This window comes from Aquimarina sp. AU58 (genome assembly GCF_900312745.1).
GTDB lineage: Bacteria > Bacteroidota > Bacteroidia > Flavobacteriales > Flavobacteriaceae > Aquimarina > Aquimarina spinulae.
Genome location: NZ_OMPD01000014.1, coordinates 1,335,366 through 1,357,670, shown reverse-complemented (window position 1 = coordinate 1,357,670; position 22,305 = coordinate 1,335,366). Strand labels below are relative to the sequence as shown.

Sequence of the window (22,305 nt, the reverse complement as noted above, 5' to 3'; positions counted from 1 at the left end):
TAAGACGTAATATAAATTCGTTTACTTACTAGTCATAACCTCTTTAAAAAGAAATCCTGTGCAAATAACAAAGCTCTTTGGTTACCTGTTGATCTCTTCTTTTATTCTCATTGGATGTTCTGACGACGACGATAATACACTAATTACAAGCGCCTTACAAGCAAACAACATGAAACCTCTGGGTAGCTCTGCAAATGATCTGCTAAGCGCAACCAATTTTAATAGCATAACTATAGAGATAATAGCTGTACAAGGATTCGAACCTACCTCACAAGCAATACAAGGGTTTAGAGAGTTTTTACAAGATCGATTATTTAAGCCCGACGGAATTACAATCACACAACGTTCTATACCTTCTTCTGGTAAAGCCCCTTTTTCTATTGAAGAGATTGCAGAAATAGAAAACGCTACCAGAACACTATTTAATAAGGAAGATGATATCACTGTATATGTATATTTTGCAGATGGAAGTAAAGAAAATGACACTAATGAGCAAGTAACTTTAGGTTCTGCGTATCTAAATACTTCGATGGTAATTTATGAAGGTACATTACGTGCATTAAGTGCAAGGCCAAATTCTCCTTCTCTTAGCGCTATAGAAACTGCTACGCTAAACCATGAATTTTGTCATCTAATGGGACTGGTAAATCTGGGTACTCCTTTACAATCTGAACATGAAGATCCGGATGCAAGTAATCACTGTAATGTATCAAACTGTTTGATGGAAGCCGCAATAGAATTTGGTAGTGGGATGATGGGTATGGGTGATGTAATTCCAGAACTAGATGCCCAATGCATTGCCGATCTGCAAGCAAATGGAGGAAAGTAAAATAAGAAAGCACCACCTTTTTATACTGATGATGCTTTCTTGAAAAAAATCACTGGCATTCCTAATACGCTAATCTTTCTCTTTTTTAATCTGCTTATAATTTTTATTGTTCGACTATAGAACTTGCTAATTTTACTAGTGAGAATGCTCCTATTGCCATCACAATATCTCTTACCGCTACATCAATATAATGTCCGCTAAATAGAAGAGTTAATGCTATAGCTAATAGCCATCCCATAACCACATATCCACCTATTTTGGGGCGATAAAGCACTAAAATACCTGCTATAATTTCGATCACTCCCACAATACTCATAAATGTTTTGGCTTCAAAAGGTAATATAGCTGCGAACCCAGGAGAAACATACTGACTCCAATCTGTAAGTATATTGATAAATTTGTCTAATCCGGCAACTATGGGCACAAGGCCATATGTATATTTTAGTAGTGTAAAAACTGTCTTAATCTGCGAATCCATAATTTCAAATATTTTTTTTGTTATTCGGTTTTTAGATAAAAAATCCACTTTTTGGTTACAAAGTTTTGTAACTTTTTATGCAGTTTTTCATCTAAGCTATAAATAACAAGCTATGGAACCCATTAAAATCAATGATTATAAAACTCATAAAATATCAGATTCTGATGTAATATGCCGTATTCATTCTGGAGAAAAAGAGTTGTATGAAATCTTGCTAAGAAGAAATAACCAAAAACTATATCGAGTTATTCGAAGTTATATAAATGATCTTGCAGAAATTGAAGACATAATGCAAAACACATATTTAAAAGCCTATGAAAAACTCTACCAGTTTAAGCACAACTCGCAATTCTCTACCTGGTTGATACGAATTGGAATAAATGAAACTCTAGCTCGATTAAAAACAAAAGGAAAATATCTTAATTTATATAAATCTGAAAATAGCGTATCGAATGATTTTGTTCTCGAGATTCCTGATACTGAACAATTAAATCCCGAAAAAAAAATGATACGACAAGAAGCAAAACAGATCTTAGAAAAAACTATTGATCTATTAGATGTAAAATACCGAACCGTTTATGTTCTTAGAGAGGTTGAAGGTATGAGTATGGCAGAAATATCAGATTGTTTAGGGTTAACAGTTTCTAATGTAAAGGTTCGCCTACATCGTGCCAAAGATATGATTAGAGAAGAACTCTATGAACTCTCCCTGGATACTGACATTTTCGAATTTGGATTTAGCAAATGTGATACTATCGTAGATAAAGTAATGAATGCTATCTAGTACACCTTTTCTCCATCAATATAAGTAGCTTTCACTTTTATATTTGGGATTTGATCTTCATCAATTTCCATGATGTTATCCTCAAGGATTACAAAATCTGCAAATTTACCTGCGGTAATGCTTCCTTTTTCATATTCTTCAAAGTTACTGTAAGCTGCCCAAAGCGTCATTCCTTTTAGAGTTTCTTCTCTACTAAGTGCATTTTCTTTTTGAAAACCACCTTCTGGATATTGCTTTAGATCTTTTCGGGCTACCGCAGCATAAAAAGTATAGAATGGACTTACATGCTCTACAGGATAGTCTGTACCCAAAGCAATTCTACCCGTTTTTTCTAATAATTTTTTATAAGCATATGCTCCTTTTATACGTTCTTCTCCTAATCGTTCATCTGCCCAATACATATCACTTGTAGCATGAGTTGGTTGCACGCTCATAACCAGATTATTATTAAGGATTTCAAATTCTTCGGGAGCCACCACCTGGGCATGTTCTACTCTCCATCTTCTATCCGATTTATTTTGAAGCACATCATAATACGTTTTCATTACTACTGCATTGGCCGAGTCCCCAATAGCATGAGTATTCATCTGAAAAGGTGATCCTGCTAATCGTTTTGCCAGAGTTTTAAAATCATCATTTCCGATGACCATAGCTCCATAATGATTTTCCATATCTGCATATGGTCGTTTTAGTGTAGCTCCTCTAGATCCTAAGGCTCCATCTGCATATACTTTGAAAGAAGAAACATTTAACTTATCTGTTTTATGTACTCCACTTTTTAGATAATGATCTACATATTCGGGTACATTACTTACCATAGCATACATCCTTATTTTAAGTTCATTTATTTTCTGTAAGCTATCTACTAGTGTAATCACTTCGGGACTCAATCCCGCATCATCTACAGTTGTTAATCCATACCCAAAATTAATTTTTTCGGCATCTTTTAAAGCCTGTATTTGCTCTCGTACTGTAGGCTTAGGGATAACTGCACCGATCAACCTCATAGGGTTATCGATTAATACACCAGTAAGTTTTCCATCTTTTTGAAGTATCTCTCCCCCTTCTACTTTGGTATTTATAGTAATTTTAGCAAGATCTAATGCTTTTTGATTTGCTATCATTGCATGGCCATCTACTCGGGTTACTGCCACAGGAGTATCAGGAAACAAGCTATCTAATTTTTCTTTGGTCGGAAATTCTTTTACTTCCCAATCATTTTGATCCCATCCTCTTCCGGTAATAAATGATACATTTTTTTCTTTCTGAAAAGCTACAATACGATCCAATACTTCTGCATAACTTTTGGTTCCCACAAGATCCACTTTTTGCTGTTGTAACCCAAGGCCATAAAAATGACAATGTGCATCAATCAATCCAGGTACTATTGTTTTTCCTCCTGCATCCAAAGTATTAGTTGTCGTATACCCCTTTAAGATTTCATCGTTACTCCCTACAGCAATAAATTTACCCCCTTTTATAGCAAATGCCTCTGCTTTTGGATTCGTATCCTCTACAGTATATACATTTGCATTAATAACCAATACGTCTACTTCAACTGGTTTTTTACAAGAAAAAAGTAATACAGTAATAACTAATAGTAAGGATGATTTTTTCATTATTGTCGAGTTTTTAAAGCTCTAAATGTAAATATATCTTACGGGTGTAGTGGTTAAGGTTTTCTTAATATAATAAGAACCCTACTTTAAACCATATCCGTATTCAAATTCATAAAAACTGTTAAGAGTTGTCTCATTTCATAAAAGTGAGACCGTTTGATACCAAAACTCACGATTTATTCATAAAAGGAAACGATACTTTTGAGATCGTAATACTCACAATCATCATAAAAGAATCAATCAAAAAACGAATAGAGATACTACATAGTCTTTTGGCAACGGCTATACCTTAAAAACAAATTTATGAATACAAACTTACCAAAGGATCATCCTTCAATACAATATTATGATAGTGATTACCCTTCAGAAGAACACTCTGTTTTTTCTAAAAACTTCGATGATACTGTTTCCTCACAAGGTCTTAAACATGATGTCGATCGTTTTCTTGAATTTTCAACAAAAAATAATGGAGAGGTTCTCGAATTATGTTGTGGATCTGGCCGTGTAACCATACCATTAGCCAAAGCTGGTCATCGAGTTACTGGAGTTGATAACTCCAGAGGTATATTAGAACAATTTGAACATAATTTACAAAGAGAAGATGAAGACATCCGTCAAAACATACAACTGGTAGAACAGGATATAACCACATTGAATCTGGATAAAACAGATTACAAATTGGTAATATGTGCGTTTAATAGTCTAATGTGTATTCCTGATTTTGATAGTCAATGCAAGGCCTTATCTAGTATTTACAATCATATGTCTAAAGGTGGATTAATAGCAATAGATCTTATGAATCCGTTTATTTTAAACCTATCTGGCGATGCCATACCTAAACCATTTTTTACAAGAAAAAATTCTCACACCGGTAATTCGTATACAAGATTTGCAGCATCAGGACCTATGAATAAAAACCAAGTTCAGGAATTATATGGCTGGTATGACGAAGTACTTTCTGACGGTACAGTAAAACGCAAAAATTATAGTATGAAATGGCGTATTATATTTCCATTTGAAATTAAACTAATGCTTAAACAAGTCGGGTTTAACATAAAAACTATAGAAGGTGGTCACCAAAAAGAACCTTATACTACAGATGCTAAGAAAATGTTTATTGTAGCAGAAAAATAAGGAATTGGGTAGTTCCAAAATTTATACCTCATACTATTAATAATACTTTAAATGATAAAAAAGAGCAAATACATGAAATGTAGATATATTGTTGTACTATATATTATTTTGGTATTCAATTATTCTTTGATTGCGCAACCTAAAGTTTCAGGTATTGAAACCACTACGTATTTTGAATTTCATAATAACTTCTGGATTAATCTTCATTTCTATTTGTATGAAACTGCTGCTGCATCCTACGAAAAATCATTAGATAAGCTGGTTAAAAAAGAGGTTTGGCAAAAACTTAGTCAAAAAGAAAAAGTAGTTTTTCAAAAAACCATAACCTACTATAAAGATCATATAGATTTAAAAAATCATTTCAACCAGGAATTGATAGGGTTTAGAAAATGGATCATTAACTATACTAAGCAGGACATGCTTCCCGAATCCAGGTTCGAAATTCTTTTTATAAAAAACCTTAACGAATTTAAACCAATCTATAGTACTCATTTTTGGAAAACTCATCGGCAAATCAATACCGATAAGTTGCAGGAGAATATTGATCTTATCAAAAAAACAGAAGATATTATCATTTCTCGAATCGCAAAATTGGCTCAGGCAAAATGGCAGGATACCAAAATACGCATTGATCTTTCGATAAAAAGTCCGGGAGGCGGCGCTTTTACATTAAGTCGAACTCCCAGCTCTATTGTATTAAGTACTGTTATTAATTATCCAGAAATAGCAGGTGATTGGGTAGAAACCATATTTCACGAAGCAAGTCATACTGTAATAAAAAGGCAAAAAGGAGCTATCGCAGAAAGCATAAATAGAGTAAGTGAGAAATTAAAAATAAAGCCTCCAAAAAGTCTCTGGCATGCTATATTGTTCTATACAGCAGGGAAAGTAAGCCAGGAAGCATTTTTAGGACAAGGAATTAATGACTATACGCTATATATGAACCGTGAGAATGTTTTTAGTTTTTATCATAATGCAATACATAAGTATTTTACTTCTTATCTTGTTGAAGATACCGATCTGGATATTGCAATAGAAAACGTAATTAATTCTGTATCTGATAAGCTGGAGCTTGCACGTACAATTACTACTTTTAATACAGCATTTAAAGAAGGTAATGTTACAAAACTCGAGAGCTTGATAACCGATAATTATAGGCATACTAACGGAACATCAAAATCAATAGGAAAAACAGCCTGGTTAGAGTATTTAAAAAATAGAAAAAAAGATATTGATGACGGTAATTTGGTAGTTACTAAGTATGAAATGAAAGAAACGCAACTTGAGCTATATGACAACTTTGCAATTGTTACTGCAAAAATAATAACTTCAGATATTCGAGATGGAAAAACCAAAGAAAGTCAATATAGAGTATCTCATGTATGGGTAAAAGATAGCAATCTATGGAAACGCGCAGGATTTCATGATAGTAAAATTGAATCGAATTAAAAATAAAAACTTAAATTTCATAAAAACAAAAACATGAAGATCATGTATAACAAATTATATTATATCTTAATCCTAACCGTATGTATTGGATTAAGTTGTAACTCTCAAAAAGATCAACAACAACTAGATACTCAAGTCATTCTTCAAAAAAGCATAAAAACATACGACCCCGATAATCGTTGGTCGATAACAAATCTCAAAGTTCATATTCAAGAACCTCGTTTATCCAACCCTCACCGGTATTCTATCTTAAAAATGAACAATAATGACAATAGCTTCGAATTAACAAGAAATAGAGATCAGCATATATCTACACATATCATAGATGAAAAAGGAATCTCAAGAACACTTTTGAATGGAGAGATTAATACAGATAGTATTCAAATAAAAAAATATCGACTACAACCTGAACGAAATCTTAACTACCAAAAATTTTATCAGCATTTAATTGGTTTACCAATGTCTCTAAATGATGCTACTATTGATACTTTTGGTAAAGCAAGTAAAGCTGTATTTAATGACACAGATAGTTACAAAATTGAACTTGTGTTAAAAGAAACTGTTTTTTCTAAACACTGGAATGTATTTATTTCTCAAAAAGATTATACTTTACTAGGTATCGAAATTGTATTTCCTGATGATACTGCAAAAGGAGAGCGCCTTTATTTTTCTGGTGAGATTACGATTGAAGGAGTTAAAATCCCAAGAATACGACATTGGCATGAATATGATACTGATGCTTATTCGGGATCTGATATCATAGTAAAAGAGGTAGTTCTAAATAAGTAAATATATGAGTAGAACATATGATTTGAAAGAAAAATTAAGCTCCAGAGCATATATTGGGATTTTCATTCTACGAATTTTTGTGGGTTTGCGTTTATTATATGGAGTAATAGACAATATCATTAGCTGGGAACGAATGATAGAATTTTCTGGTTTCCTTCATATCAACGGTTTTCCTTTTCCTGTAATTAGTGCTATACTATCTGTATATATACAAGCTATAGGAGGCTTGTTGATTCTTATCGGTTATCATATACGATTAGCTTCATTAGTTCTGGTAATCAACTTTATAATAGCAGTACTAGTACATATACGCCTTGGAGATAGCATTGAGGCCATGACACCAGCATTGGCTATATTATTCTGTTGTCTTGCCTTTATCTTTATGGGATCGGGTAAACTATCGATAAGTAAACCTTAAGCTCTAAAAAATGACAGACAATATTTGGGATAGAATTCGATTAGAATTAGAAAATACTTCGGAACCAATTGCAAAGAAAATTTTAGATCAATACCAAAAACAATGCAAGGACTCAGCAGATGTTTTAACTATCATACTAAGTAAAAAGCTTTCTGATGATCTTATAAATTCTAACGAGTTAGCCGCTATTTTTAAGGAAATTCTCACTGATACCATAGAACTAAAGGATACTTTTAAGCGAGATCTCACCTCTTATTTCGAAAGAGATTTTGCGTGCACTCATTATTTTGAAGTATTGTTTTTTTTAAGAGGATACCAAGCATTACAAGCGCATCGATTTTCTCATGAATTATTCAAAAAAGGAAATCTGATAACTGCCAAATGGTTACAAAATAGAATTTTTGAAACCTATGCAATCGATATACATCCTGCTGCAAAAATTGGTAAAGGATTGGTTATAGATCATGGGATAGGTGTTGTTATAGGAGAAACTTGCGAAATTGAGGATGATGTATTTATTTTTCATAATGTCACCTTGGGTAGTACTGGAAAAACAGAAGGAAAACGGCACCCAAAAATCTGTTCTAACGTAGTTATTGGAGCGGGTGCTACGATATTAGGGAATATAACTATAGGGGCACATTCTAATATTGCTGCCGGAGCTGTAGTGTTAAAAGATACAGCACCAGGCATCACAGTTGCAGGAATACCAGCAAAACCTAAAGGAAAGGCAAATAAAATACAATAATTTTCTCAAGAGAAACCTTAGGACTTCTCTAAAAAAGACAATAATGCATTTCGATATGTTAAGCTTATTGGGATATGTCTTTTTTTAATTTCTACATACTCTTTGGTATATGTTTTTATTTTTTCGGTATTTACAATATAAGATCTATGTATGCGCATAAAAGAAAAAGAAGGTAATCGTTGTACGAGATCACTCAGCTTTTCATAGACAACCAAAGTATGTTCTGTCGTATGAATTTTGACATAGTTACTTAAGCCTTCGATATATAATAATTCTGAAAAATTAATTTTAACCATTTTTTTATCAGCTTTCACAAAAATATGATCAACTACAGATGCAGGTGTAACAGTAGTATTTGAGAAATCAGGGTTAATTTTCTGAATAGCTTTTAAAAATCGATCAAAAGAAAAAGGCTTTAACAGATAATCAACTGCACTTAAATCGAAGCCTTCTAGAGCAAACTCACGATGTGCAGTTGTAAATATGATTTTAATTTTATGCTCTACAATTTTGGCTAGATTTAAGCCCGAAAGCTTGGGCATTTCAATATCTAAAAACATCACATCTACCGAATGATTCTGGATATAATCCAAGACTTCAAGAGCATTTTTAAACTCTCCTGCTAGATCCAAAGTAGAGACATCTCCAATATATTTTTTTAAAATATTTCTTGCAGTCTGTTCATCATCTACTATAATACATCGAAGCTTCATCTGTCTCTTTTATTTTTTGCAACTTACCTTATCAAATAGCAATTTTTAATACAATAGTATATAATCTTTCTTCATCTTTAATATCTAATTGATATCGATCATTATATAGGATATCTAGTCTTTTTTTGATGTTCTGTAAACCAATTCCTTTTAGTGAAGAATCTTCTACAGTAGCTTCTGGTTTCGAGTTTATAACTTCATAAATTAGTTGATTATTTACTACCTCTAATTTAACAATTATATGAGCAATTTTGGTTTCGTTTTTTAAACTATGTTTAAATGCATTTTCTACAAATGGCACCAAAATAAGAGGAGGAATAGATACCGGATCTATATGTTCGGGAATAGAAACCTGTACATCTACCCTATCTTCAAAACGAGATTTTTCTAAATCAATAAAGTCATTTAGCAAACTAATTTCTTTTTCTAAAAGAATAAATTTTTGAGAACTCTCGTATAAAGAAAAGCTAAGGAAATCTGATAACTTAAGTATAAGTTCGGGAGCTTTTTTTGAGCTTTCTAAAGATAGTCCGTAGATATTATTTAAAGTGTTAAAAAGAAAATGAGGATTAATTTGTGATTTTAGATACTTCAATTCTGATTGCAATTTTTCATTTTCAAGAGTTTTAGCCCTCTTTTGTAACTCTGCTACTTTCCAAATAATCGAAATTCCAATAATAAAAATTAAAGGAGAAGCTATGATCATAGAAGCCTGTAAAAACTTATACGGTAGCCACATTCCAGAATCCGTCATATTAGGATAGAGCATAGATAGCACCTCATAATTAATAATTCGTTGAATAAATCCAGAGACTATTAATGTGAGTATAGTATACACAAAATATTTTACCGTTTTACCTTGCAATAAGAGTTTTGGCAACAGAATAAAATAATTAAAATATACGATAATAAGTCGCATCGGCATATTCATAAGCTCAAAAGCCAATGCCTCGGTATATTTCCCTTTATAACTAGCTTCAACAATAGTAAATATTGCGGTATATACAATCCAAAAACCAATATGAAACCAAATGCTTTTAATCTTCATTGATAACAAAGCTATATGATTTTTGGTTTTCAGTCCTACCCAAATCCATAATTTATGTAAATCTATAATTTACTTATGTGTAATCAACTCACATAAGTACAATACAATTACACATTAAAAAAGAAGAGTTTAATATAAAATCGATCTTCTCAATTCCTTTATCAAATACATTCGTCTAGGAAGAAAAATACTAAACATTATCCACCTCACATATTTTATTTTTAAAACAAAATAGATGAAAACAGTTTTTTATATCATTTTTTTTACCGGATTCGGTTTTTACGGTATCGCACAAAAACCAAATGAGCAATTCAACAAAAGTTTTATAGCCTATACGATTCCCGAAAAAGATCTATTACCAGAAAACGTGGCTTATGATCCCACAGATATGTCTTTTTATATAGGAAGTACCCGAAAAGGAAAAATTATAAAACGATCCAAAGACGGGACATATCGTGATTTTGTAAAACCACAACAAGACGGTTTACATATGATTATCGGGATGAAAGTTGATCCGGTTCGAAGATATCTTTGGGTATGTAGCTCTGGAGGAAATAACCTTATTGGATATAGTAGAAAAGATAAAAACGAAGGACGCCCAGCAGGGATTTTTAAATATGATCTGCAAACAGGAAAACTCATCAAAAAATATTGGATCGATATCCCGGGAGAGGTTCATTTCTTTAATGACATCGTTTTGGATACATCCGGAAATCTGTATACTACACATATGTTTTCTAACCCAATACTGTATACAATCCAAAATGATAACGATGAATTAAAAATCTTAACCCCTCTTTCTGAAATAAAATATCCTAATGGCATTACTATTTCTGATGACCAAACTTATTTATTTGTAGCACATTCTAAAGGAATTACTCGCATTCATATCAAAACCGGAAAAAAACAAAACATACAACATCCCGAAAATAATATAACCAGTAGCGAAAGCATAGATGGGTTATATTTTTTTAAAAATTCTTTGATCGGTATACAACCTGGTAAAAACTCGGTTAAAAAATTCGTACTCAATGCAGAACAAAATACTATTATAAAAACTATACCTCTAGAATATAACCATCCCATGATGAACAATCCTACTACAGGAGTTTTGGTAGATAATGAATTGTATTATATCGCAAACGCTCAATTTGGAAGTTTTAATAAAGATGGATCCCTATTCTCCATGGAAAAATTATATGAACCCACCATTTTAAAAGTAAAACTAGATGACTAATACCATCTTATAAAAACAGTAATCATGGACAGGAAACAATTTTTAACTACTGGTGTATTAACTACTGGACTATATATTGCAGCTCCGCATGTGATATTTTCGAAAGAACAAGAAAAACCACAATTAGACAAAAAAATAGTGCAAAATTTTGTTGGTGCCGGACATAAAAGTTTGGAAACAGTAAAAGAACTATTAGCAGAACACCCTACACTGATCAATGCTGCACATGATTGGAGAGGTGGAGATTTTGAAACATGTTTGGGAGCCGCAAGCCATGTTGGATATAAAGAACTGGCTCAATACCTATTAGATCATGGAGCTCAAGCTAATGTATTTACTGCTGCTCTTTTCGGGAAAATCGACATCATCAAATCGATACTAGAATTTTCTCCCGGAACACTACATGCCAAAGGGCCGCACGGATATACTCTTCTTCATCATGCAGAACGAGGAGGTGAAGAATCAAAAGAAATTACCGAGTATCTAAAATCTTTAGGTCTAAAAAAAACAAAAATAGACCTCTTTTAAACAATCAAAAAACGAACAGAAAAATCAAATGAGGTCTATTTTTATTGTATGTATGCTGGTGAGCGTAGTATCATCGGCACAAGAAATTATTGATGTTCCTTTAGGGAATGGCACTATTATTTTGGATGGAAAATTAGAAGAGAACGCATGGAATGACGCCTTAGAATTTTCTGATTTTAAGCAAATAGATCCTAATATAGGAACTCCAGCATCGGAGCAGGTAATCGTAAAAATTCTATACGATAAGGAATACCTCTATGTAGGTGGAATTATTAATTTTAGAGATCCTTCTCAAATATTCGCCACAACACTAGAAAGAGATGTAGCTCAAGTAAAAGACGATTATTTTCAAATACATATCGACACTTACAATGATAAAATAAACACACTCATTTTTAGAACAAATCCATTGAGTGCGCGACAGGATATGGAAGTAAGTCGTAATGGTGAAGAGTTTAATACTTCGTGGAATACCTTTTGGGATGTTAAATCGATTATTACTGAAAAAGGATGGAGTACTGAAATGAGAATTCCGTTTTCATCTTTACGATATGAAAAATCTTCTGAGAATATCATGAGGTTTAAAGCAACTGTAAAATACAAAGAGATCAATGAGCGTATAACGTCTCATCTCAAAAATATCGATATCGGTAATGCATCACATCATTTTACAAATGCACAGGAAATACGCTTTACAGGTTTATCGGTAACAAAACCGCTGTATATAACTCCGTATATAAAGGCAAATGCTATTCGGGAAAACCTCATTAACGAAGAAGGTACAGCGTATGAAAGTAATACTATCATCTTAGAGCGCAAACAATATGCAGATCATGAAATATTAGATAAAGTATTAAGTAATTTGGGGTTGGATGTAAAATTTAAACCTAATGCAAATCATACAATAGATTTTACATTAAACACAGATTTTGCAGAAGTAGAAGCAGATGATCGAATCGTTAACATTTCTCGTTTCCCAATATTTTTAAATGAAAAACGATTGTTTTTCCTTGAAAATGCAGATATATTCAACTCTAATCAATTTGATCATCGATTATTTCATTCCAGACGAATTGGTATTCAGGACGGTGCTTCCATCCCTATTATAGGAGGTGTTCGATTTACAGGCGGAAATACAAAATGGCAATACGGGCTTTTATCAATGCAAACACATGAGGTAGATGAAGTGGCAGCTTCTGCTAATAAAAGTGTAACCCGAATTAAAAAAAACATAGGAGAACTAGGGTCATATATTGGTTTTATAAATACCAATTCACTAAGCAGTGAAAACTATAATCATCTCATGGCTGTAGATGCAAATATTCGTTTAACTAATACTGTTAGAACTCAATTAACAGTAGGTACAACCTTTGATAACGAAAAGGGAGATTGGAAACCAATGTATGGTGCTTCAATAAACACCTTTAAAAACAATGGTTTTGGGCTGCAATACAGATTTCGGGAGTACACAGAAAACTTTGATCCCAAATTAGGTTTTGTTTCTCAACCCAATACCAAACGTTTAACACTAAACCATGGATGGAGAAAGTCATTCACTAATCATTCATTCTTGCAATTCTTTTCAATAGGTCACTATTTCAGAAAAAACTGGTTGTCTAATTCTGGTCATCACGATTTTTTTCAAACGAATTTATACATGACAGCGATACATAAAAAAGGGCATCGTTTAACTATGTTTTTTCCTATCTATCAGGAAGATAATTTATATAGTGATTGGGAAATAGCAGAAGGAGTCACTATCCCTGCAGCACAATACAAGATGTGGAAATTTAATCCTATTTTCATTTCAGGGAATGCAAAGCCATATAAAATTACACTAGATACAGAAATAGGAGAATTTTATGGCGGAAACCAGTTTACTATGTCATACAACGTTTCATATGATTTTAGCACTCTTGTTCAAGCACAATTAGGTGGCACATACAATAGTCTTAGGTTTCCCGAAAATTATGTTGATGAAACATCTAGAAAACTAAATTTAAGTCGGTATTTTTCAAGGTTGAAATTTAATTTATCCTCCAAAACATCATTAAACTCTTATGTGCAATATGATACGCGAAGTGATCAGCTAGGATGGAACCTTAGATTTAGATATAACCCTACAGAAGGTACTGATCTATATGTCGTCTATAATCATAACGCCAATACTAATAGAAACGCATTACAACCAAGATTACCATTTACAGATAATCAAATACTCATCATCAAATTTTCTAAAACCTTTATACGGTGACCCCTCTTTAATCTATTCTAATAATTTATTACGTATTACATCTGCCTTATATTCATTAGGAGTCATACCAGTGTGTTTCTTAAAAACTCTGTAAAATGTTGCTTTAGAATTAAACCCTGATAGTAAAGCAATACTGGCCAGGTCATAATTATTATACTTTTCTTCTTTCAGATTATTTTTAAATTCTCTAATTCTATATTCATTCACAAAATCAGTAAAACTGGGATATCCTTTTTCGATCAAAACAGATCGAATTGCAGATTTGGTAATCCCCGAAGAAAGAGATAATTCGTCTATAGTAAGGTTTGGGTTTTTAAACACCTCGTTGGCAGAGAAAAATTCTTTAATATGCATAAAAACATCTGCGTTTTTTTGAAAGTCATTCACAGGTTGATGTATAGAAGCCATCAGGAAATATTTTTTCACCCATTGTAATTCTGTAATCCCATAAAAGAGTAAGAATATAAAAAGAAGCATATATATAGGAACAGCCCAATATTCATAATAAGGTAATACAACGGCTTCTGTTAAGTTCTCAATGATGCTAACATCGGTATATATACTAAGAAATAATATGAATCCTGGTATAATGGTAAACAGTAAATGAGTATTTACTATGGTATAAAAACTTTGAAATCTAACTTTTGATTTTTCTTTTAAGTTTATTCTTATATGCTGTTTAAATTCTTTTATCCCTAAAATGAAATAAGAAATTAACAAGCTCCAATAGAAAAAATATCCCACCGCTTTTAACCTTACAATCATTGAATCTTCCTGGCTTATAAAAAAATAACGATAAAGAGACAATCCAAATAAAGCAAATGGAAGTATTAAATGAATCCATTCTTTTTTATGGTTCCATTTTTTACTTAACGATTTTAAATAAAGGTATAAAACGGGCCCATAAAAATATCCTTTCCATCCTCCAAAAAAAGCATACATATAAGGTTCTTTTTTGAAGAAATCACTAAAAATAAGGGCTATATGGGCATTAGCCACAAGAAGGCAGTATATACCCAGGAAAACATTTTTTGTATTTTTTGTAAATACATTTAAAGAGCCTACTACTACTAATTGAATTGTAATACATAGCTGGATACCAATAAAAATCTCATTCCAATGATACATTATATAAAAATAGCTTTTTCTTTTTTTATCCTCATAAAAAGAAAAGTTTTATCATGTTTATCTCCTATTTTCCATCAAGGATAAGTTTTAACCACCTCGACCGTTCTGGACTCAAATAAATCTCATCATGATATTCTGGAGTTAACAGTACCGATAATTGACCGGGTTTTGAAGGGGTTAATTTCTTTATGGCATTTATGTTTACTAAAAGTTGTCTATTTAATCGAATAAATTCTTTAGGATTAATCATCGCTTGTAATTGATTTAAAGAATCATCCAAAGGAAATAATTTTCCGTCTAGAAGTTTTGCAAAAACTAGTTCGTCTCGATAGAAATATGCTATATCACTTATCTTAACCGGAGTCATATTATTTCCCGATTTTAGTAAAAAACGTTCCTTATACTCAGGTTTTTCTTCTTTTTGTATACGTTGAAGTAAATCTATATTTCTAATCATCCATTCATCTGCTTCTTTGACTCGGCTTTTAAAGAATTTTTGTAATGCATTTTGTAAATCTTCTTTATTGATAGGTTTTAGCAAATAATCGATTCCTGTTGTTTTAAAGGCTCGGATGGCATATTCATCATAAGCGGTAATAAAAATAATAGGAGCATCGATGGTAACTTCTTTCAATATATCGAAAGAGATCCCGTCGGATAAGTGAATATCCATAAAAAGTAGATCCGGATGTTCATTGGACCGAAACCAATCTATACTTTCTGTTACTGTAGAAATTGAAGCAATAACAGAAATATCTGTACTGATCCTAGCAATTAGCTTTATGAGATGATCTCTGGCAGTTGCTTCATCTTCTAATATGATAGTTTTAATTTTCACACGTTTATTTTTTTATAATCTATTGATACTAAATGAAAAAATTTAAACATCGCTGTTTGTTTCATTGGTTGTTGGTAGTAAAGGTATAGACACTCTAAACTCATCTTTGGTATTCGAAATAATCACCTTATTCTCGGTTAGGAAATCATATCGTTTTGTGATATTTTCTAATCCAGTGCCGGTAGTACCAGCTGTACGTTTAGGATTATTATTATTTTTTACTGTAAAGTAGTTTGCTGTTACTTCAAAGTGAATGTGTAACGGTGATCGTTCATCTATTCTATTATGTTTTACGGCATTTTCAATAAGTTGTTGTAACACTAATGGAGGAACGCTTTTATATTCAAAAAATGCTGAATCTACTACATCATGTACTTTTAGAGCAGTCTTATAGCGTTGTTCGATAAGTAAAAGATATTGTCGTGCCATCTCGTATTCACGCGATATAGGTATGATTGCCTTTTCATTATTTTGGAGAATATACCTATATACCGAAGCTATATTTTTCAGAAATCTTTGTGCCAGTTCACCATCCTCATCAATTAAGTAATATAACGTATTAAAGTTATTGAACATGAAATGTGGGTCAAGTTGGTTTTTAAGAATTGATAAATTTGCCTTTATAATTTCTTTTTTAAATTGTTCATTTTGTATATGAGAAATGTAGTACTGATTTTTCCAGTTAAATGTTAGCAAAATAAGGCCGAAGATCATACAAATTGCCAGCCCGGTCAAAGCAGAAAATATCACATGTTGTATCATAGGAGGTTCACTACCCAGGATTAAATAGTCTAACCATTTATAAAAATAAAAAAAGATCGTATAGATAGCTGTTCCTCCAATACTACTCCCAAAAAAGATCCAAATAGAATTTAGGTTCTTTTCCACCAACTTTTTCTGAAGCCGATGAATTACTTCAAAACTTAAGTAAATAATAGACATCCATAACAATAAAAAAAGTAGATTTACTTTAGGAGCTTCTCTAAATTTTGATGCAATTGCTATAATGCTAAACATAACCATCCCCACAATAAAAACGATAACAAGTCGCCATCCCAGTGATATTTTAGGTGTTTCTATATTCATATCGAATCTTTTTACACTAATAAAAATAGGCAATTGAAGGCAAAATCTATTTTACGAAAGCAGATTTACTCTACCTTTTCATAATCGTATCGTCATGTTCATATCCTATATTGCATAGTTTATCCTTTAAAAAAATAAGTTCGAGAGTATAATATTAGGGTTCATGATATTCTTCAAAAAAATACAATACAAACGAAGTATTTTTGAGGTATCAATCTCAAAATAATATGCAATGAAAACTATATTTTCTTTAATTCTAAGTATTACCTTTTTATCTACTGCATTCATATACTCACAGGATAAAATTGATTTATCAAAGTACAGTTTTCAGATAGAGAATCTCAAAAATGATACATTTTTATCCTTCACAAAACAGCGATTACAAAACAGTCAATTTGTATTTGTAGGAGAGCAGCATGGCATTAAAGAAGCAGGGCTTTTTACAAACACAATATACGATATAGCTCAACCTTTTGGTTATCATACACTCTGTATAGAGACAGATGCTATAGCTGCAGAAAAAATAACTACCATAGCCTCTTCTAATGACCCTATAGGTAATGCAAAAAAATTACATCAGGAGTTTCCTTTCGCTATTCCTTTTTATAATAATGAGGATGATTATGATCTGTTTACCAATGTAATTAAAAAGAAAGGAACGCTCTGGGGAGTTGATCAGACTTTTATGGTTCAGTTTCGCCTTAATTTTGATTATATTATTTCTACTACAGATAATACACCTTTAAAAGAAAAACTAAAGGAATTAAAAAAGGAAGCCGATGAAAGTTACCGATATGCTATAGCTAATAAAAAGTACGGAGCGACTTACATTTTTAAATATGATGAAGCTTTACACAAATCGTTACTAGAACTAGCTACTGATGCCAAAGAAATCGAAATTTTAAAACAACTCTGGAAAACTAAGGAAATATATGCCTATAATATGATCACCAAAGAGTATTATAAAAATAATAATACGCGAAGTCAATTAATGAAACGCAATTTTTTAAACTATTACAACACAGCAAAAGTCGATAATACTACTCCAAAAGTAATCTTTAAACTAGGAGCCAATCATGCGGCAAAAGGGTTAAATCGAACTAATGTTTATGATATTTCTAATATGGCTAGTGAATTGGCTATTACCAACAAAATGCATTCGTTGCATTATATGGTGATGGGTATAACTGGAAAAGCTGCTATGGGAAATCCATTTTCACCTATTCCTGTAGTGCCATTTGATAATATCAAAGATTTTCCAGAAGAAATTCAAAAGGTTATACCAACTATAACCAAAAAATATTATGTTCTGGATTTAGCTTCCTTAAGACCTCTTGCTTATGCTAATTTTTCTGATGCCTTTAAGAAAACCATCTTTAGATATGATGTTCTTGTTCTGGTACAAAATGCTGAAGCGTTTAAGGGTTTTTGATACTTTGACACTATATTTTATTCTGTAAATTACTTCTAATATTGTAAAATTTCCTCTTATTTATCGAATTTATAAAATTTTCCTTAACAAACCTTTATTAATTACCTATACAAGGAATTGTTACTTTTAAGAATGTAAGAGAACTATTTTCGGGATACTTTAATCACAATATTATGAATAAAATAACTGCTGTATTATTAGTGCTTTCTTTTTTATCATGTCAAAAATCAGTTGACATTGAAGCTGAAAAGCAAAAAATCCAGTCATTAATGGATCTGGTAGAACAAGCTCATTTTAACAAAGATGCTAACCAGTTTTATCAACCTAATGCAGAAGAATGGTATGATGTTAGAAAAGGTAGTGTACAACGAATAAAAAAATCGGATAGGATTTCGGGTACTCAATCATATTTGGATACTATGGAATTTCACCAACTGGTTAAACGTGATGATCCTATTATTGAAATATCTGATGATGGTACTATGGCCAGTTATATTGGATCGGTAACGGTAAAAGGGGTTTTAGGAGATGAGCCTGTATATTGGGTAGTTTCCTGGCAAAGTGTTCTAAAAAAAATCAATAACGAATGGAAAATCATTAGCACTGCCAATACCGAGGCCGATGCGCATACTACTGCAGAAATAGTTTTGAGTCAAGTAAGAACCAATTTGGGTATTTCTGGCGACTCTGATATAGCTTCTATCTATGCTCTAGCAGATTGTAAAGGCCCCAAGAATTCTTTTAAAACTCTTATACTATCTAGAGAAACCGATGGGAGAATGGAACAAGTTAATAACAAGGACCATAGTATTATAAAACATGGAAAAAACACCTCATGGTATTATGACGTAAATACACAATCACTTACAGAGTCTTTAAATACTGAAATGCAAATATTTGTACAAGGTCATGAATTACATTGGTTAAGCCTTAAACCCGAAACTCGATATACCAATCCTGTCTTAAAAGGGTTTACCAAATTTCAGAATCAAACTGCATTTCATATTCAATTTAAGGATAACGCTAATAGACCTGTTAACTTTTATTACGCTTTCAATTCCTTTCTTCCGTTAGGTTTTGATATCAATACGAATGAAAAAGGAGATTTGGTGACTGTTATTTTTAAAGATTGGGGGAAAATAAATGAAATCTCTGTTTTTAAACAATCAACATTTATTCAAGGTACTGATTTATATAAGTACGATTTTATTGACATCAAAATAAATCAAGTCAAGGATCAGGGCTTTGAAAGTAAAACAAGTTTAATAAAGTAAGTTAGAGTAGTTGTAAGGTCCTTACATAAAATAAAGACGCACATAAACTTTATGTGCGTCTTTATTTTATGGATTAGAATATCGTTTTACCGACTTGTTATTTATTACTGGCAATCCATGTATTGATTTTATTTTCTAGCAATGCCAATGGTACACATCCAGTTTCTAACACTTGATTATGAAACTGGCGAATATCAAACTTATCTCCCAGTTCTGCCTCGGCTTTGGCACGAAGCTCTCTTATTTTTAATTGTCCGATTTTATATGATAATGCCTGACCTGGATTAGCCATATACCGTTCGATTTCTGAAGTAATTCCTGCTTCTGATTCTGCTTCGTTATCTAATGAATATTGAATTGCCTGCTCACGTGTCCATCCCTTAGAATGTAATCCTGTATCTACAACAAGGCGAATAGCACGATGCATCTCTGCTCCCAACATTCCGAAATACTGATATGGATCTGTGTATAAGCCTAGTTCCTTACCCAAAGATTCACTATATAATGCCCAACCTTCTCCATAACCACTGTACCATAATGTTTTTCTAAACTTTGGCAATTCTCCACTTTCTTGAGTTAACGAAATCTGATAATGATGCCCTGGTATGGCTTCGTGTAAAAACAACGACTCATCACTATAGGTATTATACTTGGTTACTTCTGGAATTGGAGTATAAAAAATCCCAGGGCGAGTACCATCTAATGATCCTGGATTATATTCTGCACTAGCAGAGTTCTCACGAAAAGCTTCTGTTCTACGTACTTCAAATGGTGTTTTTGGTTTTACATCAAACAGTTTTTCAATCTGTGGTTTCATGCGATCATGGATTGCATTAAAATTGTCGATCACTTGTTGTGGTTCTGTAAATGGCATCAATTCTTTTTTGCTACGCACATGATCAAAGAATGATTTTAGATCTCCTTTAAATCCTACTTGTTCTTTTATTTTTTCCATTTCAGAAGAGATTCTGGCAACTTCAGAAAGTCCCAGCTTATGAATCTCATCGGCTGTCATAGTTGTTGTTGTGTACAACTTGATTTGATATTGATAAAATTCTTTTCCACCAGGAATACCTTCGATTCCAGAACTGGCTCTACCTGCTTCCATATAATCTGTACTCATAAATTTATGAAGACTTTTATAGGTAGGAATAATTTTTTCGGAAACCATTTTGCTATAGGCTTCTGTTAATTGTTTTTTATCTTCATCAGAAAAATCCTCTGGAAAATTCTTAGCAGGAGTATAGAAAAGATGTTGATCTAAGTCTTCAACTGTTAATGCTTCTAATTGCGGAAGCACTTTTACGATCAACGATTTTGGTAACACATATCCTGCAGCCATACCTTCTTTCATTTTTGCTTCGGCAGATGTCATCCAATCTATATATCCTTCCAGACGTTTTAGCCAATTATTATAATCTTGGACAGTCTTAAAAGGTTGTGCACTAGCACCACTCGCCAATTGCCCCGCAACAAGGTTAATAGACCACATTTGATCAATAGGAAAATAGTCTTGTTTAAAATTAAAGCTTTCTAAGTTCATATCACATTCCCAATTAAGAATTGCCTTAGTCATCTTCTCGCTTTCTGATAATGTAGCATCATCAAATTGCCCCAATTGCTCCTTGTATTTTTTAAAATAAGCTTTAGTTTTATTTACTGTTTCCTCTGCAAGAGGGTTAGGAAATTGATCATTAAATCTATTATCACCGGCAAAGGTAGCTTGTACCGGATTGAGCTGTAAACCTTCTTCATAATAATTATCTAGCATCTCATTAAATTTGGCACTTACATCTACCTTTTCTACAGGTTCTTTGGTAGTAGTAGCTTCATTTTTACAAGCTGTAAAAATCATAGCAAAACAAGCTATAGAAAGCATCTTTTTGATCATGATATGGTATATTTTTGATTTAGGAATGGAAGATAGGAAAATTAGCACGAAAAGAAATACATCTTAACAATGTAGTAACTTCTCTAAACAAAAGTGACCTCGCAGGTTTTCGAAACCTGCGAGGTCAATGATGTATTGGGTTTTTGATACGGTTTTGGTAGGCTTATTTTTCTATAAGTAAAATAGCTTGTTTGCTTTTTTTAGTTACAAATTTTGCTTTTAAAACACTTCTTTTCAGGGCTATTAGGCAAAAAACAAAACGCTCAACTACAAGAGAATACAACAATACATTAAGGATTAATCTCCCTACTACAGCATAAATTCCTTTACCTAATGTAGCATATCCTATAGTAGTTGTAGGAAGGTTAATTATCGAATGTAATTTTAGTAAAAATTCTGTTGTAGGAGTCAAAACAAGTGTTCCTTCATTGTTGGCGTACCCAATTAAACTGCATATTGCTGCTAAAACATATAGTAAAATAAATATAACAATATATGTATGTATATTAATCTTTTTCATCTGTATATCTAGTATTAAAAGTTATAATAAAACTGTTCTTAATACTGTGCAAGATATAGCCGTTTAAGCAGGTACAAAACACCGTAAACGATGAAAATTAGGGTACTG

Annotated in this window: 21 protein-coding genes; 12 read left to right on the top strand and 9 right to left on the bottom strand. The window is 32.3% G+C overall.

Annotated elements, in window-relative coordinates; all coding sequences use genetic code 11:
• Positions 1 to 58 precede the first annotated feature (58 nt).
• Positions 59 to 829 (top strand): hypothetical protein, encoded by a 771-nt coding sequence (locus DK441_RS17240; RefSeq protein WP_109851801.1) that lies wholly within the window; start codon positions 59 to 61, stop codon positions 827 to 829.
• A 103-nt stretch (positions 830 to 932) separates the two neighbouring features.
• Here DK441_RS17240 and DK441_RS17235 read toward each other — a convergent pair whose 3' ends face one another.
• Positions 933 to 1,307, bottom strand: a complete 375-nt coding sequence (locus DK441_RS17235; protein ID WP_109853550.1) for a hypothetical protein — start codon at positions 1,305 to 1,307, stop codon at positions 933 to 935.
• 112 nt (positions 1,308 to 1,419) lie between these two features.
• Here DK441_RS17235 and DK441_RS17230 point away from each other — a divergent pair, with 112 nt between their 5' ends.
• Positions 1,420 to 2,091: an RNA polymerase sigma factor gene (locus DK441_RS17230; protein WP_109851800.1), complete on the top strand. Its 672-nt coding sequence runs from the start codon at positions 1,420 to 1,422 to the stop codon at positions 2,089 to 2,091.
• Here DK441_RS17230 and DK441_RS17225 read toward each other — a convergent pair.
• Positions 2,088 to 3,710: an amidohydrolase gene (locus DK441_RS17225; RefSeq protein ID WP_109851799.1), complete on the bottom strand. Its 1,623-nt coding sequence runs from the start codon at positions 3,708 to 3,710 to the stop codon at positions 2,088 to 2,090. The genes DK441_RS17230 and DK441_RS17225 overlap by 4 nt on opposite strands.
• A 303-nt stretch (positions 3,711 to 4,013) precedes the next feature.
• Here DK441_RS17225 and DK441_RS17220 point away from each other — a divergent pair, with 303 nt between their 5' ends.
• The 5 genes from DK441_RS17220 to epsC all read left to right on the top strand — a co-directional run bounded on the left by DK441_RS17220 (position 4,014) and on the right by epsC (position 8,248).
• The gene (locus DK441_RS17220) at positions 4,014 to 4,844 is read left to right on the top strand and encodes a bifunctional 2-polyprenyl-6-hydroxyphenol methylase/3-demethylubiquinol 3-O-methyltransferase UbiG (protein ID WP_109851798.1); all 831 of its coding nucleotides are present in this window, start codon (positions 4,014 to 4,016) and stop codon (positions 4,842 to 4,844) included.
• Between the two features lie 72 nt (positions 4,845 to 4,916).
• The gene (locus tag DK441_RS17215) at positions 4,917 to 6,293 is read left to right on the top strand and encodes a nuclear transport factor 2 family protein (protein WP_160112145.1); all 1,377 of its coding nucleotides are present in this window, start codon (positions 4,917 to 4,919) and stop codon (positions 6,291 to 6,293) included.
• A gap of 42 nt (positions 6,294 to 6,335) precedes the next feature.
• A complete protein-coding gene (locus tag DK441_RS17210) occupies positions 6,336 to 7,082 on the top strand; it encodes a DUF6503 family protein (RefSeq protein WP_109851796.1) in 747 nt (248 codons plus the stop codon).
• A gap of 4 nt (positions 7,083 to 7,086) precedes the next feature.
• A complete protein-coding gene (locus DK441_RS17205) occupies positions 7,087 to 7,500 on the top strand; it encodes a DoxX family protein (RefSeq protein WP_109851795.1) in 414 nt (137 codons plus the stop codon).
• A gap of 10 nt (positions 7,501 to 7,510) precedes the next feature.
• Entirely contained in the window at positions 7,511 to 8,248 is a 738-nt protein-coding gene (epsC, locus tag DK441_RS17200) for a serine O-acetyltransferase EpsC (protein ID WP_109851794.1), read from the top strand.
• 17 nt (positions 8,249 to 8,265) lie between these two features.
• Here epsC and DK441_RS17195 read toward each other — a convergent pair whose 3' ends face one another.
• Complete coding sequence (locus DK441_RS17195) at positions 8,266 to 8,961, bottom strand: LytTR family DNA-binding domain-containing protein (protein WP_109851793.1); 696 nt, start codon at positions 8,959 to 8,961, stop codon at positions 8,266 to 8,268.
• A 31-nt stretch (positions 8,962 to 8,992) separates the two neighbouring features.
• Entirely contained in the window at positions 8,993 to 10,009 is a 1,017-nt protein-coding gene (locus tag DK441_RS17190; protein ID WP_109851792.1) for a sensor histidine kinase, read from the bottom strand.
• Between the two features lie 235 nt (positions 10,010 to 10,244).
• On the opposite strand from DK441_RS17190, the gene DK441_RS17185 reads away from it, so the two are divergent.
• From DK441_RS17185 to DK441_RS17175, 3 genes are read left to right on the top strand one after another with little or no spacing between them, the layout of a single operon-like run.
• A complete protein-coding gene (locus DK441_RS17185; RefSeq protein ID WP_109851791.1) occupies positions 10,245 to 11,246 on the top strand; it encodes an SMP-30/gluconolactonase/LRE family protein in 1,002 nt (333 codons plus the stop codon).
• Between the two features lie 24 nt (positions 11,247 to 11,270).
• The gene (locus DK441_RS17180) at positions 11,271 to 11,774 is read left to right on the top strand and encodes an ankyrin repeat domain-containing protein (RefSeq protein WP_109851790.1); all 504 of its coding nucleotides are present in this window, start codon (positions 11,271 to 11,273) and stop codon (positions 11,772 to 11,774) included.
• A 28-nt stretch (positions 11,775 to 11,802) separates the two neighbouring features.
• Entirely contained in the window at positions 11,803 to 14,028 is a 2,226-nt protein-coding gene (locus tag DK441_RS17175; RefSeq protein WP_109851789.1) for a carbohydrate binding family 9 domain-containing protein, read from the top strand.
• 12 nt (positions 14,029 to 14,040) lie between these two features.
• Here DK441_RS17175 and DK441_RS17170 read toward each other — a convergent pair whose 3' ends face one another.
• From DK441_RS17170 to DK441_RS17160, 3 genes are all read right to left on the bottom strand, one after another.
• Positions 14,041 to 15,156 (bottom strand): AraC family transcriptional regulator, encoded by a 1,116-nt coding sequence (locus DK441_RS17170; RefSeq protein WP_109851788.1) that lies wholly within the window; start codon positions 15,154 to 15,156, stop codon positions 14,041 to 14,043.
• Positions 15,157 to 15,220: 64 nt separating this feature from the next.
• The gene (locus DK441_RS17165) at positions 15,221 to 15,994 is read right to left on the bottom strand and encodes a LytTR family DNA-binding domain-containing protein (protein ID WP_109851787.1); all 774 of its coding nucleotides are present in this window, start codon (positions 15,992 to 15,994) and stop codon (positions 15,221 to 15,223) included.
• Positions 15,995 to 16,036: 42 nt separating this feature from the next.
• Positions 16,037 to 17,080 (bottom strand): sensor histidine kinase, encoded by a 1,044-nt coding sequence (locus DK441_RS17160; protein ID WP_109851786.1) that lies wholly within the window; start codon positions 17,078 to 17,080, stop codon positions 16,037 to 16,039.
• A gap of 232 nt (positions 17,081 to 17,312) precedes the next feature.
• Here DK441_RS17160 and DK441_RS17155 point away from each other — a divergent pair, with 232 nt between their 5' ends.
• Positions 17,313 to 18,512 (top strand): hypothetical protein, encoded by a 1,200-nt coding sequence (locus DK441_RS17155; protein ID WP_109851785.1) that lies wholly within the window; start codon positions 17,313 to 17,315, stop codon positions 18,510 to 18,512.
• Between the two features lie 173 nt (positions 18,513 to 18,685).
• Entirely contained in the window at positions 18,686 to 19,786 is a 1,101-nt protein-coding gene (locus DK441_RS17150; protein WP_109851784.1) for a hypothetical protein, read from the top strand.
• Between the two features lie 97 nt (positions 19,787 to 19,883).
• Here the strand turns inward: DK441_RS17150 and DK441_RS17145 are convergent, their stop codons facing one another.
• Together DK441_RS17145 and DK441_RS17140 are read right to left on the bottom strand one after the other, a co-directional pair.
• On the bottom strand, positions 19,884 to 21,677 hold the full coding sequence (locus DK441_RS17145; protein WP_109851783.1) for a DUF885 family protein: 1,794 nt from the start codon (positions 21,675 to 21,677) through the stop codon (positions 19,884 to 19,886).
• Between the two features lie 163 nt (positions 21,678 to 21,840).
• Complete coding sequence (locus DK441_RS17140; protein WP_109851782.1) at positions 21,841 to 22,197, bottom strand: hypothetical protein; 357 nt, start codon at positions 22,195 to 22,197, stop codon at positions 21,841 to 21,843.
• Positions 22,198 to 22,305: the final 108 nt, after the last annotated feature.

Coding starts and splice junctions, on each gene's coding strand:
- DK441_RS17235 (WP_109853550.1), bottom strand. CDS start 1,307: ATGGATTCGCAGATTAAGACAGTTTTTACACTACTAAAATATACATAT.
- DK441_RS17230 (WP_109851800.1), top strand. CDS start 1,420: ATGGAACCCATTAAAATCAATGATTATAAAACTCATAAAATATCAGAT.
- DK441_RS17225 (WP_109851799.1), bottom strand. CDS start 3,710: ATGAAAAAATCATCCTTACTATTAGTTATTACTGTATTACTTTTTTCT.
- DK441_RS17220 (WP_109851798.1), top strand. CDS start 4,014: ATGAATACAAACTTACCAAAGGATCATCCTTCAATACAATATTATGAT.
- DK441_RS17215 (WP_160112145.1), top strand. CDS start 4,917: ATGAAATGTAGATATATTGTTGTACTATATATTATTTTGGTATTCAAT.
- DK441_RS17210 (WP_109851796.1), top strand. CDS start 6,336: ATGTATAACAAATTATATTATATCTTAATCCTAACCGTATGTATTGGA.
- DK441_RS17205 (WP_109851795.1), top strand. CDS start 7,087: ATGAGTAGAACATATGATTTGAAAGAAAAATTAAGCTCCAGAGCATAT.
- epsC (WP_109851794.1), top strand. CDS start 7,511: ATGACAGACAATATTTGGGATAGAATTCGATTAGAATTAGAAAATACT.
- DK441_RS17195 (WP_109851793.1), bottom strand. CDS start 8,961: ATGAAGCTTCGATGTATTATAGTAGATGATGAACAGACTGCAAGAAAT.
- DK441_RS17190 (WP_109851792.1), bottom strand. CDS start 10,009: ATGAAGATTAAAAGCATTTGGTTTCATATTGGTTTTTGGATTGTATAT.
- DK441_RS17185 (WP_109851791.1), top strand. CDS start 10,245: ATGAAAACAGTTTTTTATATCATTTTTTTTACCGGATTCGGTTTTTAC.
- DK441_RS17180 (WP_109851790.1), top strand. CDS start 11,271: ATGGACAGGAAACAATTTTTAACTACTGGTGTATTAACTACTGGACTA.
- DK441_RS17175 (WP_109851789.1), top strand. CDS start 11,803: ATGAGGTCTATTTTTATTGTATGTATGCTGGTGAGCGTAGTATCATCG.
- DK441_RS17170 (WP_109851788.1), bottom strand. CDS start 15,156: ATGTATCATTGGAATGAGATTTTTATTGGTATCCAGCTATGTATTACA.
- DK441_RS17160 (WP_109851786.1), bottom strand. CDS start 17,080: ATGAATATAGAAACACCTAAAATATCACTGGGATGGCGACTTGTTATC.
- DK441_RS17155 (WP_109851785.1), top strand. CDS start 17,313: ATGAAAACTATATTTTCTTTAATTCTAAGTATTACCTTTTTATCTACT.
- DK441_RS17150 (WP_109851784.1), top strand. CDS start 18,686: ATGAATAAAATAACTGCTGTATTATTAGTGCTTTCTTTTTTATCATGT.
- DK441_RS17145 (WP_109851783.1), bottom strand. CDS start 21,677: ATGATCAAAAAGATGCTTTCTATAGCTTGTTTTGCTATGATTTTTACA.
- DK441_RS17140 (WP_109851782.1), bottom strand. CDS start 22,197: ATGAAAAAGATTAATATACATACATATATTGTTATATTTATTTTACTA.